Source organism: Staphylococcus sp. 17KM0847, assembly GCF_013463155.1.
GTDB lineage: Bacteria > Bacillota > Bacilli > Staphylococcales > Staphylococcaceae > Staphylococcus.
In genome coordinates, this window is record NZ_CP040781.1 from 1,596,808 (window position 1) to 1,610,686 (window position 13,879).

General features: G+C 35.0%; 23 protein-coding genes. 1 reads left to right on the plus strand and 22 read right to left on the minus strand.

The window, feature by feature from the left end; all coding sequences use genetic code 11:
* Positions 1-200: 200 nt before the first annotated feature.
* A complete protein-coding gene (locus FGL66_RS09975) occupies positions 201-467 on the minus strand; it encodes a type ISP restriction/modification enzyme (protein WP_180810504.1) in 267 nt (88 codons plus the stop codon).
* Positions 468-575: 108 nt separating this feature from the next.
* Positions 576-734 (minus strand): type ISP restriction/modification enzyme, encoded by a 159-nt coding sequence (locus FGL66_RS09980; RefSeq protein WP_374757660.1) that lies wholly within the window; start codon positions 732-734, stop codon positions 576-578.
* Between the two features lie 87 nt (positions 735-821).
* On the opposite strand from FGL66_RS09980, the gene FGL66_RS07845 reads away from it, so the two are divergent.
* Positions 822-1,838 (plus strand): tyrosine-type recombinase/integrase, encoded by a 1,017-nt coding sequence (locus tag FGL66_RS07845; protein WP_258007322.1) that lies wholly within the window; start codon positions 822-824, stop codon positions 1,836-1,838.
* A 110-nt stretch (positions 1,839-1,948) separates the two neighbouring features.
* Here the strand turns inward: FGL66_RS07845 and rpsI are convergent, their stop codons facing one another.
* The 20 genes from rpsI to rpsH form a co-directional block, all read right to left on the minus strand.
* Positions 1,949-2,341, minus strand: a complete 393-nt coding sequence (gene rpsI / locus FGL66_RS07850; protein ID WP_219621802.1) for a 30S ribosomal protein S9 — start codon at positions 2,339-2,341, stop codon at positions 1,949-1,951.
* Positions 2,342-2,360: 19 nt separating this feature from the next.
* Positions 2,361-2,798, minus strand: coding sequence for a 50S ribosomal protein L13 (gene rplM, locus FGL66_RS07855; protein ID WP_180809273.1), 438 nt, complete (start codon positions 2,796-2,798; stop codon positions 2,361-2,363).
* A 209-nt stretch (positions 2,799-3,007) separates the two neighbouring features.
* Positions 3,008-3,814 (minus strand): tRNA pseudouridine(38-40) synthase TruA, encoded by an 807-nt coding sequence (gene truA, locus FGL66_RS07860; RefSeq protein WP_180809274.1) that lies wholly within the window; start codon positions 3,812-3,814, stop codon positions 3,008-3,010.
* A 14-nt stretch (positions 3,815-3,828) separates the two neighbouring features.
* A complete protein-coding gene (locus FGL66_RS07865; RefSeq protein ID WP_180809275.1) occupies positions 3,829-4,632 on the minus strand; it encodes an energy-coupling factor transporter transmembrane component T family protein in 804 nt (267 codons plus the stop codon).
* Positions 4,622-5,488: an energy-coupling factor transporter ATPase gene (locus FGL66_RS07870; RefSeq protein ID WP_180809276.1), complete on the minus strand. Its 867-nt coding sequence runs from the start codon at positions 5,486-5,488 to the stop codon at positions 4,622-4,624. Before FGL66_RS07870 ends, FGL66_RS07865 begins: the two co-directional genes overlap by 11 nt.
* Positions 5,485-6,294: an energy-coupling factor transporter ATPase gene (locus FGL66_RS07875; protein ID WP_180809277.1), complete on the minus strand. Its 810-nt coding sequence runs from the start codon at positions 6,292-6,294 to the stop codon at positions 5,485-5,487. Before FGL66_RS07875 ends, FGL66_RS07870 begins: the two co-directional genes overlap by 4 nt.
* A gap of 337 nt (positions 6,295-6,631) precedes the next feature.
* Positions 6,632-7,000 (minus strand): 50S ribosomal protein L17, encoded by a 369-nt coding sequence (gene rplQ / locus FGL66_RS07880; RefSeq protein WP_180809278.1) that lies wholly within the window; start codon positions 6,998-7,000, stop codon positions 6,632-6,634.
* Between the two features lie 16 nt (positions 7,001-7,016).
* Positions 7,017-7,961, minus strand: coding sequence for a DNA-directed RNA polymerase subunit alpha (locus FGL66_RS07885; RefSeq protein ID WP_180809279.1), 945 nt, complete (start codon positions 7,959-7,961; stop codon positions 7,017-7,019).
* A 77-nt stretch (positions 7,962-8,038) separates the two neighbouring features.
* Positions 8,039-8,428: a 30S ribosomal protein S11 gene (gene rpsK, locus FGL66_RS07890; RefSeq protein ID WP_014613235.1), complete on the minus strand. Its 390-nt coding sequence runs from the start codon at positions 8,426-8,428 to the stop codon at positions 8,039-8,041.
* A 24-nt stretch (positions 8,429-8,452) separates the two neighbouring features.
* Positions 8,453-8,818: a 30S ribosomal protein S13 gene (gene rpsM, locus FGL66_RS07895; RefSeq protein ID WP_044359405.1), complete on the minus strand. Its 366-nt coding sequence runs from the start codon at positions 8,816-8,818 to the stop codon at positions 8,453-8,455.
* A gap of 22 nt (positions 8,819-8,840) precedes the next feature.
* Entirely contained in the window at positions 8,841-8,954 is a 114-nt protein-coding gene (gene rpmJ, locus FGL66_RS07900) for a 50S ribosomal protein L36 (protein WP_002509257.1), read from the minus strand.
* Between the two features lie 31 nt (positions 8,955-8,985).
* A complete protein-coding gene (gene infA, locus FGL66_RS07905) occupies positions 8,986-9,204 on the minus strand; it encodes a translation initiation factor IF-1 (RefSeq protein ID WP_001118443.1) in 219 nt (72 codons plus the stop codon).
* A 161-nt stretch (positions 9,205-9,365) separates the two neighbouring features.
* Positions 9,366-10,016 carry an adenylate kinase gene (locus tag FGL66_RS07910; protein ID WP_180809280.1) on the minus strand — a complete coding sequence of 217 codons (651 nt, stop codon included), beginning with the start codon at positions 10,014-10,016 and terminating at the stop codon, positions 9,366-9,368.
* Positions 10,017-10,033: 17 nt separating this feature from the next.
* Entirely contained in the window at positions 10,034-11,326 is a 1,293-nt protein-coding gene (gene secY, locus FGL66_RS07915; RefSeq protein WP_180809281.1) for a preprotein translocase subunit SecY, read from the minus strand.
* The gene (gene rplO / locus FGL66_RS07920) at positions 11,326-11,766 is read right to left on the minus strand and encodes a 50S ribosomal protein L15 (RefSeq protein WP_180809282.1); all 441 of its coding nucleotides are present in this window, start codon (positions 11,764-11,766) and stop codon (positions 11,326-11,328) included. The genes secY and rplO overlap by 1 nt, the downstream gene beginning before the upstream one ends.
* Before the next feature lie 16 nt (positions 11,767-11,782).
* Positions 11,783-11,962, minus strand: coding sequence for a 50S ribosomal protein L30 (rpmD, locus tag FGL66_RS07925; protein WP_180809283.1), 180 nt, complete (start codon positions 11,960-11,962; stop codon positions 11,783-11,785).
* A 16-nt stretch (positions 11,963-11,978) separates the two neighbouring features.
* Positions 11,979-12,479: a 30S ribosomal protein S5 gene (gene rpsE, locus FGL66_RS07930; protein WP_180809284.1), complete on the minus strand. Its 501-nt coding sequence runs from the start codon at positions 12,477-12,479 to the stop codon at positions 11,979-11,981.
* A 20-nt stretch (positions 12,480-12,499) separates the two neighbouring features.
* Entirely contained in the window at positions 12,500-12,859 is a 360-nt protein-coding gene (gene rplR / locus FGL66_RS07935) for a 50S ribosomal protein L18 (RefSeq protein ID WP_180809285.1), read from the minus strand.
* 31 nt (positions 12,860-12,890) lie between these two features.
* Positions 12,891-13,427 (minus strand): 50S ribosomal protein L6, encoded by a 537-nt coding sequence (gene rplF / locus FGL66_RS07940; protein WP_180809286.1) that lies wholly within the window; start codon positions 13,425-13,427, stop codon positions 12,891-12,893.
* A gap of 28 nt (positions 13,428-13,455) precedes the next feature.
* The gene (gene rpsH, locus FGL66_RS07945; RefSeq protein WP_180809287.1) at positions 13,456-13,854 is read right to left on the minus strand and encodes a 30S ribosomal protein S8; all 399 of its coding nucleotides are present in this window, start codon (positions 13,852-13,854) and stop codon (positions 13,456-13,458) included.
* Between the last annotated feature and the right edge of the window lie 25 nt (positions 13,855-13,879).

A 13,879-nucleotide genomic window follows, 5' to 3' on the forward strand; every position in this document is an offset into this window, starting at 1 on the left:
ATTAAGTCAAAAATGCTTTATACATAACTACATTATTATTTTATCAATTATTTATTATTGAAAGTAAAATTTCAATAATATTCTTTACTTCCATAACTAATAATGAAGTAATTGTAAATACTATTACTGCTTATATAGAAAATCTCTTTATCAAATAATATACCCCCTATATTCCTCATTTTCAAGAAAATTCTATATCTTTATTTCAATTCATTGAGCTCATATTCAGGTAATCTATTTATCAATTCCATTGTTCTAACACTTACAGTAATTGTTGATAATAAAAGATTGAAAATATATTCTGGGTATTCACTATATTCATTTGGATCTTCATATATTCCTGATTTCTTGTCAGTCTTTAATTCATACCGATCCATAACCCATTCCACGGGCGATTTGCCATTAATAATATATTGATGCACTTCTAGAGGTATGGTTTCAATTATAATATAATTATTAAATGAAATATATTATTCATCTTTTTTGTTCAAATATTTAATTTTAGGAACCTTATAACTATGGAGTTTAGTTTTTTATTAATAACTACACTTTCTAATTTTTTTGATTTTCATAATTCAAATGTAATTCAATAAGCTTTTCACCAATTGTAAATTTGTAGAATATTTTTCTCTATAAACTGGTGAGTGTAACACACCGTATATATATTTAAATACATCATTTTTTATCAAAAACATGTAATTTCTCATGTATATTGAAGTTATTTTTAACATCATTTAAAGGAAAACATTGAGTCTCTGCATCCATCATATTAGCATCAGGAGTATTTCTTGTAATAAATACACTAAATTCTTTTCTTGCACTTGTTCCATTTAATACAATACACATGTTTTCAAAAGGAACTGGATGCCTATGTCCCAGCCCTTTATGAAGATGTTTATTTAATGTGGATAGAAAATCATAGAACTGAAATTAGAGGAACGACATTAGCTAGTAAAGAAAGTAAATTTAAAAATAGGATATTGCCTAAATTCGGGCGAATCCCGATTAAAGAGATTTCTCGTGTATATTGTCAAACAGTTGTAAATGAATGGTCTAAAGAGATGAAAGCTTTTAATGATTATGTAATACAAGCAAGATTAGTTTTCAATTATGCTATGAAACTTGAACCCATTGATAAAAATCCTATGGAATATATAACTCTTCCAAGCCTATTAGAAGACAAAGTATTTGTAAAGCAATCTCGCAAGTTTTTAACTAAAGAAGAATTGAAACAATTTATGATCTATCTCGAAGAAGAGAATAAAACACCGAATACATGTCTTTTTAGACTACTCGCTTTCACTGGGATGCGTAAAGGTGAAGTGCTTACCTTACACTGGTCTGATATAAACTTTGTTAATAAGGATTTATACGTTAAAAAGACAGTGGCAAAAGTGAAAAATAAACATATTCTACAACCACCTAAAACACATGAGTCTCAAAGGTGGATAGATATTGATAATCAAACTATCAGTAAACTTTTACAGTGGAAAGAAGAGCAAAAACTTCAATATGAAGAATACGGATTTTTAGTCGCTAGTGATAAAGAGCAACCTATTTTTTCAACTTACCATACTAGACTAAATAAAATAAAGTACATGCGTGTATCGACACCAAATGACAAATTAGAGGCATTTTCAGATCTTCATAAGATACACGTACATGGCTTCAGGCATACCCATGCTTCGCTATTATTCGAATCAGGGGTAACCCTAAAAGACGTACAAACTAGATTAGGTCATAGTGATATAAAAACGACAATGGACATTTATACGCACATTACTCAATCATCTAGAGAAAAGTCAGCTGAAAAATTCCAAAATCACATAAATTTTTAATATATAATATGAACTTATTAAGTCCAGGGGTATTATCATGCAAAAAGCATATAAAAAGCACTTCTCGAGTATTTTCGAGAAGTGCTGTAAACGTTGATATAACAACGATATTAACGTTTTGAGAATTGTGGTGAACGACGTGCTTTTTTAAGACCTGGTTTTTTACGTTCTTTCATACGTGGGTCACGAGTTAATAGACCTGCACGTTTTAATGAACCTCTATATTCTGGATCAGCTTCTAATAACGCACGTGCGATACCATGACGGATAGCTTGTGCTTGACCAGTGAAGCCACCACCATGAACGTTAACTAAAACATCGTAGTTTCCTTTTGTTTCAGTTACATCGAATGGTTGATTTAAGTCTAAGATTAATGATTCAAATGGTAAGTAGTCACGTACATCTTTACCGTTTACTGTGATATGTCCTTCACCTGGTACTAAACGTACACGTGCTACTGAGTGTTTACGACGGCCTGTGCCTTTATATTCAACTTGTGCCAATGTAATTTCCTCCTTTTAATTAACCACGTAACTCGTAGTTTTCTGGTTGTTGTGCAGCGTGTGGATGTTCAGCGCCACCATATACAAACAATTTCTTACCTTGTTTTTCGCCTAAGCGTGAACTTGGTAACATACCTTTGATTGATTTTTCTAATAAACGTTCTGGATTCGTTGCTCTTAGCTCACCAGCAGTGATTGATTTTAAACCACCTGGGTGATTTGAGTGACGATAGTAGATTTTATCCGTTTCTTTATTACCAGTGAATTGGATTTTTGAAGCGTTGATGATGATCACATAGTCACCTGTATCAACGTGTGGTGTGTAAGTTACTTTATTTTTACCGCGTAAGATAGCTGCTACTTCTGATGATAAACGACCTAAAGTTTGTCCTTCAGCATCAACAACATACCATTTGCGTTCAATGTTTGATTCGTTAGCCATAAATGTTTGACGCATAATTGAGTCCTCCTAATGAATAAATCTTTCTTTTAGTTTCAACCAGTTGTATTAAACAACCTGCAATGCGATTATTTATTCCGTTAACTGTTGATCTTTCCTGCTTCTATATCTTGTAACACAATAAGTTTCCGGGGCTTATCGTGGGGTGGATATAAAACAATACCGTTAACTATGATATAATTTATCCTCTCAAATGTCAATCTCTTTTAAGGATTTTGCAGTGATTTTTTATAATGAATCCGTATATCCGAACCAAAGTCTTTCTTCAATGCAGATGGTGTCAAATATATCTTTTCTAGGTACAATCCTTCAGCAGGTGCCGTATGCGGAACGAGGTTGCGATCTTTAGCTTCAAGTATAGTAGAAACCTCTTTTGCTTGTCGTTTCCCTTTACCTACTTCTATTAAAAATGCCATAATCACACGTACCATATTATATAAAAAGCCTGACCCCGTAATAATAAAATCTAAACCCTCTGATGTTTCTATAACATAGCTTTCATAAATGGTACGTTCTTTACTCTCTACTTCCGTCTTTTGAGAACAAAATGATGTAAAATCATGTGTACCTATAAAAGACTGTGCTGCTTCGTTCATTGCTCCCCAATCAAGAGATGCCGGCTCATATGTTTTAAGTTGTGCAAAAAAAGGATTGCGATGTTCGGCTTGATAAATAGAGTAGCGATACGTTTTACCCACACAATCATAACGACAATGAAAGTCATGGTCAACAAACTGTACATGATGCACATAAATATCATTGGGCAGTCCTCTATTTAAGGCATATTGCCATTGTACTGCTGAGATATTCAGAGGCGTATCAAAATGAAAATACTGTTCTTTCGCATGTACACCACGATCTGTCCGACTCGATGGATGAATGCGTATCGCTTCCTTATGCATACGTTTTAATATTTTCTCCAAACAGCCTTGTACCGTACGTCCTTGATTTTGAATTTGAAATCCTAAAAAATCTCCTCCATGATAGCTTATTTTTACTAATACTCGTTGCATATCATTAGTCCTCTCTATATCAAATAGCGTATAGATAACGCAATAACCGCAATCGGTATAATGCATAGTAACGCAATCGTATCACACCATACCCACTGTAACTTTCTAAAGCTCGTTCGCTGTATATTGGCATCGTAGCCACGCACTTCCATCGCAATTGCTAATTCTTCTGCACGTTGAAATGCTGAAATAAAAAGTGGAATAAGTAATGGAATAAAAGCTTTTATACGTGCGCTAATTGATCCACTGCTTAACACTGTCCCACGTGATTTTTGTGCACTCATAATTTTATCAAGTTCTTCCATAAGTGTCGGAATAAAGCGCAAGGCAATCGCCATCATCATACTCAAAGCAGACACAGGTATTTTTATATATGTCAATGGTTTGAATAAACGATCGAACGCATCTGTCAAATCTAATGGACTGGTCGTCAATGTTAAAATTGTAGAAATAATCATAATAAATGATAATCGCAAAACAATAAGTGTTCCCTCTTGTAACCCACCTGTATCTATTGATATGATTCCCCACTCAAATAGACGTATGCCCCCTTTAGTTAAGAACATATGCATAATAAATGTTAAACTCAAAAAGAAAAAGATTGGTAATAACCCTTTCAATAAAAACCACAATGGGATACGACTCATTTTTACAATTATATATATTACAAAACCTAGCCATAAGTATGAGAACCATTCATGACTCAAAAAGATAACAACAATAAATAAAAAAACAAATAAAAATTTACTCCGTGGATCTAATCGATGTATGAGTGAATCGATTGGCAAGTAACGACCAATAATCAACTTATCTTTCATGATTATGCTTCCACTCCTTATACATCTTAACGAATTGTTCCTCCGTCAATGCAAGCTGTTTGAATCGATCACCGAGACGTGCTTCAACATCTCTTTGTAATTGTACAATATCAGGTAATTCCAGATGAAATGATTGGACATACTCAGTATCACAAAATAGTGCCTCTGGTGATAAACTATTCATAACACGCCCCTTATGCATTACTTTTACTTCATCTGCATAAGCTGCTACATCATTCATATCATGTGTTACTAAAACAATAGTTTTATGTTGTTCTGTTTGTATATTTTTGAAAAGTTTCATCACTTGTTTTTTACTTCGCGGATCTAAACCAGCCGTGGGTTCATCTAATACTAGAATATCCGGATCCATTGCTAATATGGCAACGATTGCTATTTTTCTCATTTGTCCACCAGAAAGCATAAATGGTGATTGCTGCATTATTCTTTCAGCATCAAATCCTAAAATCTCAAGCCATGTTACTGCTTGTTTACGTGCAGCAGCCAAATTCATATTATAATTTTTAGGTCCAAATAATATTTCACGCTCAACAGTCTGCTCAAACAATTGAGATTCCGGAAATTGAAAAACCATACCAATACGTTGGCGTACAGGATGAATGACTTTATCTTTTGTTTTATGTGTAACTGATACATCTAATACTTGAAGCTTTCCTCTACTTGGTTTGAGTAACCCGTTAAAATGTTGAATTAAAGTAGATTTACCCGAGCCTGTTTTTCCAATAATGGCATAGTATTTACCTTGTTCAAAAGAAGTGGTTACAAGGTTCAATGCTTGATACTCATAGGGTGTGTGCTGCTGATATGTATATGAAACTTCTTCAAAACGAATCATGTCAAACACTCCAATAAATCATGATAAGTTAAAAATTGTGTACGCCAGCCCATTAATTTTGCAATTTTCATCTCAAATGGTATATCTAAGCCATATGCAGTCAACATATCAGCATGTTCAAATATATATTCTACACTTCCTGATAGGACGATATGCCCCTTATTCATTACGATAACTTGATCAGATTCAACTACTTCTGATAAATCATGTGTAATCGATAGAACGGTTACACCATGCTCTGTATTGAGTCGCTGAATTAATGTTAAAATTTCTTTTTTACCTTCAGGATCTAACATAGACGTGGCTTCATCTAAAATAATCAACTTGGGTTGAAGTGCCAAAACACCTGCAATGGCTACTCTTTGTTTTTGTCCTCCAGATAATGCCGCTGGTTCATGATTTTGTTTGTCATGCATATCCACGTCTTTCAGCACACGAGGGACAATATCATGCATTTCAGAATATGATAACTGTTTATTTTCTAAACCGAATGCAACATCATACTTCACAGTAGAGCCTACAAATTGGTTGTCAGGATTTTGAAAAACAATACCAATATGATTGTGAAATGCAGCCATATCCACACCTCTAATAGTTCGTTGTTCTATCAAAATCTCTCCTTCAAATGTTGTCTCAATACCTGCAATAAGTTTAGCTAGCGTTGATTTTCCTGAACCATTATGACCGACAATCGATACCCATTGTCCACCATTTATCGTAAAAGAAATGTTATTAAGGACATTATTGGTTGATGTTTCATAACGAAACGATACATTTTTAAACTGTAATAACGGTGTACCCATCATATGTCCCCTTTCAACATTACTTTTATCTCGTAATATATTATACTCAATTCACAATTTCGGATGATACTTTTCATTTTACATAACTTTATAGTATGTGTACATCTCTTTAGAATATAAATACTCAAATAAAAAATAAGACCTACAACAATAGCAGGTCCTAAAATCATCGTTTGTATTCTTCTGAATCATACATAAAAAAGCGCGCACCCCATCTTATTGAGATCACGCTTTATCATCAATATTTAGTTAGATGGGGTGCTCCTGAGCTAGACAATATCTGTATGTGGCAAACATTATCGTTGCACTCATTTGCTTTAAATGTAGTAGTGTGTATTTATTATACTAATTCAATAATTACTTTTAATGCACCGTCACCATGACGTGGCGCAACTTTAACGATACGTGTATAACCACCTTGACGGTCTTGATAACGTTCAGCAATTTCACCGAATAACTTTTGTAACGCTGTTTGTGTTGTTTCATCTTCGTTTAAGATTTCAACATTGCGTAATGTTTTAGCAGCATTACGACGAGAAGCTAAATCACCTTTTTTACCTAAAGTAATTAATTTTTCAACTACGCTACGAAGTTCTTTAGCACGCGCTTCAGTCGTTTCAATGCGTTCGCTAACGATTAATGATGTCGCTAAGTCACGTAACATTGCTTTACGTTGATCTGATGTACGACCTAATTTTCTGTAACCCATGAGTTGACCTCCTTTATCAATCTTCTTTTCTTAGGCCTAAACCTAAGTCTTCTAATTTATGTTTTACTTCTTCAAGAGACTTACGACCTAAGTTACGAACTTTCATCATATCAGCCTCTGATTTATCAGCGAGTTCTTGTACTGAGTTAATACCAGCACGTTTTAGACAGTTATAAGAACGTACAGATAAGTCTAATTCTTCAATAGACATTTCTAGTACTTTTTCTTTTTGGTCCTCTTCTTTTTCAATCATAATTTCTGCATTTTGTGCTTCGTCAGTTAAACCAACAAAAATGTTTAAATGCTCTGTCATGATTTTAGCAGCTAATGAAACAGATTCTTGTGGTGTGATAGAGCCATCTGTCCAAACATCCAAAGTTAATTTATCGAAGTCTGAACTTTGACCTACACGTGTATTTTCAACAGTATAGTTCACACGCTCAACCGGTGAATATAGTGAATCCACTGGAATAACACCAATAGGTAAATCACTTGAATTGTTTTGATCAGCTAATGCATAACCACGTCCTGTATTTGCAACTAAACGTAGCTTTAAATGACCACCTTTAGAAACTGTTGCAATTTTAAGATCAGGGTTTAAGATTTCAACATCACTGTCATGTGTGATATCTTTTGCAGTAACTTCGCCTTCTTCTTTAATATCAATCTCTAATGTTTTGTCTTCTTCTGAATAAATTTTAAGCGCTAGCTTTTTAACATTCATAATGATTGTAGAAACGTCTTCAACAACATTATCAATTGCAGAGAACTCGTGTAAAACACCTTCGATTTCGATATATTTCACAGCCGCACCTGGTAATGATGATAGTAGGATACGACGTAAGGAGTTTCCTAGTGTAGTACCGTAACCACGTTCTAGTGGCTCAACAACAAACTTACCGAACTTAGCATCATCACTAACTTCAATTGTTTCAATTCTAGGTTTCTCAATTTCAATCATTTACATATCCTCCTTAAAAACGCCGATTTGTATAACCTGTAAATTTAGTGATTTAGGACATAATAAAAAATTTAAAATTATACGCGACGACGTTTTGGTGGACGACAACCATTATGTGGTACTGGAGTAACGTCTTTAATCGCTGTTACTTCTAATCCTGCTGATTGTAACGCACGGATAGCTGATTCACGACCAGGTCCCGGTCCTTTTACAGTTACTTCTACTGATTTTAAACCATGCTCCATTGCAGCTTTTGAAGCTGTTTCTGAAGCCATTTGTGCTGCGAATGGTGTAGATTTTTTTGAACCTTTAAAACCAAGCGCACCAGCAGATGACCAAGATAAAGCATTACCAAATTCATCTGTGATAGTTACAATTGTGTTATTGAAAGTAGAACGAATGTGTGCAACACCGTTTTCAATATTCTTTTTCACTCTACGTTTACGTGATACTTGTTTACGTGCCATAGTAGTATTTGCCTCCTTTACCTATTATTTTTTCTTGTTAGCAACAGTTTTAACTGGGCCTTTACGCGTACGCGCATTGTTTTTAGTTTTTTGACCGTTAACTGGTAAGCCACGACGGTGACGAATACCACGGTAAGAAGAAATTTCCATTAAGCGTTTGATGTTTAAGTTTGTTTCACGGCGTAAGTCACCTTCAACTTTATAACCATCAACAACTTCACGAATACGACCTAACTCGTCATCAGTTAAATCTTTAACACGTGTATCTTCTGAAACATTTGCTTCTGAAAGAATTTTTTGTGCTGTTGCTTTACCGATACCGTAGATATAAGTTAATGAAATTACTACGCGCTTATCACGTGGGATATCAATTCCTGCAATACGTGCCATTATATTTACACCTCTCTTTTAATTAACCTTGTTTTTGTTTATGCTTAGGGTTTTCACAGATTACCATTACTTTACCTTTACGTTTAATGACTTTACATTTTTCGCAAATAGGCTTTACTGATGGTCTAACTTTCATTTTTATACCTCCTTCAATGATGGAGTGACAATTATTTATAACGATATGTGATTCTTCCGCGTGTTAAGTCATACGGAGACATTTCAACTGTTACTTTATCGCCTGGTAGAATACGGATATAGTTCATACGAATTTTACCACTAACATGTGCTAAAATTTCATGACCATTTTCTAATTCTACTTTAAACATTGCATTTGGTAAAGTATCTAGTACTGTACCTTCAAGTTCGATTACGTCTTGCTTCGCCATTGATTAACTCCTCCTTTTCAGTTATAAGGATGCTAGAATATCAACTCGATTATAGTAGCCTTGATTTCCACTTCAAAATCATCATTATAATTAATGTCACATCTCATACGTTCCAACTAATCTTTAATTAACGACTTAAAAGCGAACTGCACAAGTCGTTACTATTTAAGTGATTCTAAAATCTGAATAACATCCTCTGAAACAGCATCGATATTTTTGGATCCGTCAATATTTTTCAGTACACCTTGTTGACTGTAAAAATCTAAAATAGGTTTAGATTGTTTCACATTGACATTCAAACGATTCGCAACTGTTTCTGGATTGTCATCTTCACGTTGATAAAGTTTACCACCATCAAGATCACAAATACCTTCAACTTTTGGAGGATTGAAAACAAGATGATACGTTGTCCCACAAGTTTCACAAATACGACGTCCTGTAAGACGATTCATTAATTCCTCTTCTGGAACTTCGATATTTACAACAGCATCAATTTCTCTGCCTAATTCATCTAAAATCGAGTTCAGTGCTTCAGCTTGTTCAATAGTACGAGGAAAGCCGTCTAACAAGAAACCTTTCTTTGCGTCATCTTCAGAGATACGTTCTTTAACAATTCCTACTGTAACTTCATCTGGTACGAGTTCTCCACGATCCATATAAGACTTAGCTTCTTTCCCAAGTTCAGTCTCATCTTTAATCGCTTTTCTGAACATATCCCCAGTTGAAATATGAGGAATTGGATATTTTTTTACGATCTCACTCGCTTGAGTTCCTTTACCAGCACCTGGCAATCCCATTAAGATAATGTTCATATATGCCCTCCTACGAATTAACGTCTACCAAAGCCTTTATACTCTCTCTCATTCACTTGAGCTTCTAAACTTTTCATCGTCTCAATAGCAACACCGATAACGATAAGCAAGCTTGTTCCTCCGACTTGAATGGATTGTGGTAAGTTCATAAATTTTGTTGCGATGATTGGCAAAATAGCAATCACTGCTAAGAAAATAGAACCTACAAAAGTTAAGCGATAAAGCACTTTAGTAATATATTTTTTAGTATTAATACCTGGGCGAATCCCGGGTACATAACTCCCTTGTTTCTTCAGATTTTCTGCCATCTTCTCTGGATTTACTTGTACAAATGCATAGAAATAGGTAAATGCAATAATTAATACGACATAGACAATCATACCAATATTATTGGAAGGATCGGCATACTCACCTACTGCCTTCGCCCAATCAGCTTTAGGGAAGAACAATGTCAATGTCTTAGGTAACAAGAAAAATGCCATTGCAAAAATGACAGGAATAACACCTGCAGAGTTTACTTTTAACGGTAAATACGTTGCTTGTGAACCCAGTCGCATTGTCGATTGTTTCTTTGCGTATTGAATCGGTATTTTACGAATAGCTTGTAGTACATAAACTGCACCGACAGTAAGAAGTATCATACCAGCGATAAGTCCGACTACTTTTAGCCAAGCGAGTGTAACATCATCCTGTCCAATAAACTCTTGTTGATAAAATTGAATCAACGATGATGGTAGTGTTGATAAAATACCCGCAAAGATGATAATAGAAATACCATTACCAACACCATATTGCGTAATTTGTTCACCTAACCACATTAAAAATGCAGTTCCTGTTGTTAGTACAATTGCTATTAATAGATACGACCAAACATTTTGGTTCTTTATTAAAGCACCATCCAAATAAGTATTAAATTGGAAAGACATACCTATTGACTGAATGAATGCAAGTACAATCGTAAAATAACGCGTAAAAGTACTTAACTTTTTACGCCCCGTTTCACCTTGTTTTGCCCATTCTGTAAACTTTGGTACGATATCCATTTGTAATAATTGCATAACAATGGAAGCTGTGATATAAGGCATAATCCCCATTGCAAAGATAGAAAAGTTCTTCAAGGCTCCGCCACCAAATGTGTTTAACAAGTCAGTGACGCCTTGAGAACCTTGTTGATTATCAAAAGCTGCTGGATTAACACCAGGGGCTGGAATATACGTACCTATTTTGAAAATTACTAACATTGCAAGAGTAAAAAGTATCTTGTTTCTTACTTCTTTTGTTTTAAAGAAGCTAACAAGCGTATGAAACATTAGATCACCTCGTGTGCTCCGCCTTTCGCTTCAATTGCTTCTTTGGCTGCAGCTGAGAATTTGTGTGCTTTAACAGTCAATTTTTTTTCTAATGAACCATTACCTAAAACTTTGATGCCAGATTTTTCATTTTTGACTACGCCTGTTTCGATTAATAATTCCGGTGTTACCTCTGTACCATCTTCAAATTTATTAAGCTGTTCTAAATTAACGATGGCATATTCTTTACGGTTAATATTCGTGAAACCGCGTTTAGGAATACGACGGAATAATGGTAATTGACCACCTTCAAAGCCTGGTCTTACACTACCACCTGAACGGGCTTTTTGACCTTTTTGACCGCGTCCACTTGTTTTACCGTTACCTGTTGCAGCACCACGACCTACACGGTTGCGTACTTTACGTGAACCTTCTGATGGTTTTAATTCATGTAATTTCATTTGGGCACCTCCTTAATTATTTTTCTTCTACTGATACTAAGTGACTTACTTTATTAATTTGTCCACGAATTGCATCATTGTCTTCAACAATTACAGAAGAATTAACTTTTTTAAGACCTAAAGCTTCTACTGTTTTACGTTGTGTTGCAGGACGTCCAATAACACTTCGAGTGAGGGTGATTTGAATTTTAGCCATTTATCTGTTTCCCTCCTTAATTATATAATTCTTCTACTGATTTACCACGTAAACGGGCAACTTCTTCAGCATTTTTTAAGTTTTGTAAACCATTGATTGTTGCACGTACCATATTAATTGGTGTGTTAGAACCTAATGATTTACTTAAGATATCAGTAATACCTGCAAGTTCTAATACCGCACGAACTGGTCCACCTGCGATAACCCCAGTACCAGGTGCAGCTGGTTTCATTAACACGCTTCCTGAACCAAAGCGTCCAGTAATTGTGTGAGGTGTTGTACCATCAACACGGTGAACAGTAATAAGTTCTTTCTTAGCAGCTTCAACTGCTTTTTTGATTGCTTCAGGTACCTCTTGTGCTTTACCAGTACCGAAACCAACGCGACCATTTTTATCGCCTACTACTACAAGTGCTGTAAAACGGAAACGACGTCCACCTTTAACAACCTTTGCAACACGGTTAATCGTAACAACGCGTTCTTCAAATTCTTTAACTTCTTCTTCTCTACGAGCCATTGAGTTGTCCCTCCTTTAAATTAAAATTGAAGTCCATTTTCACGAGCTGCATCTGCTAGTGCTTTCACACGTCCGTGGAATAAGTATCCACCACGATCAAATACAACTGCTTCGATTCCTTTTTCGTTAGCTTTTTTAGCGATTGCTTCGCCTACTTGAGTTGCCATTTCGACTTTAGTAGCTGAAGTATCTACGCCGTTATCTTTAGTAGAAGCTTGTGCTAACGTTACGCCTTTAGTATCATCAATGATTTGTGCATAAATATGTTTATTAGAACGATATACGTTTAGACGAGGCTTTTCGCTAGTACCTGACAATTTCGTACGCACGCGTGCATGTCTTTTTAAACGTACTTTATTTTTATCAATTTTGCTGATCATGTCAATACTCCTTTCTTATAGAGTTTATTTATTATTTACCAGTTTTACCTTCTTTACGACGAACATATTCGCCTTGGTAACGAATACCTTTACCTTTATAAGGTTCTGGTGGACGAACGTCACGAATTTTTGATGCTGTTGCACCTACTAATTCTTTGTCGATACCTTCGACTTTAACAGTCGTGTTTTTCTCTACTGTGAAAGTAATACCTTCTGCAGCTTCGATTTCAACTGGGTGAGAGTATCCAACATTTAATACAAGTTTGCTTCCTTGTACTTGTGCACGATAACCAACACCGATAAGCTCTAGTGTTTTTTCATAACCTTTAGATACACCTTGTACCATGTTATTGATTAACGCACGAGTTGTACCATGAACAGTTCTGTGTTCTTTAGAATCTGATGGTCTTACAACTTCAAGTGTGTTTTCTTCTTGTTTATATGTCATTTCTTCATTTAAAGCTTGTGATAATTCACCTTTAGGTCCTTTAACTGAAACTGTACTACCATCGATAGTTACAGTTACGTCACTAGGAATCTCAATAATTTTTTTACCAACACGGCTCATGTTATGGCACCTCCTTATTTATTAAATATTACCAAACGTAAGCAAGTACTTCTCCACCAACGTTACGTTTTCTTGCTTCTTTATCAGTGATTACACCTTCAGAAGTTGATACTAATGCGATACCAAGACCATTTAATACTTTTGGTACTTCGTTTGCTTTAGCATATACACGTAAACCTGGTTTTGAAATACGTTTTAAGCCTGTAATAACACGCTCATTATTTGAACCATATTTTAAGAATATACGAATAACACCTTGCTTATCATCTTCGATATACTCTACATTTTTGATGAAACCTTCATTTTTAAGGATTTCAGCAATTTCTTTTTTAATGTTTGATGCAGGTAACTCAAGTTTTTCATGACGAACCATGTTTGCGTTTCTTACGCGAGTTAACATATCTGCAATTGGATCTGACAATGTCATAGTTTGTTGCCTCCTTTCAAGGGTT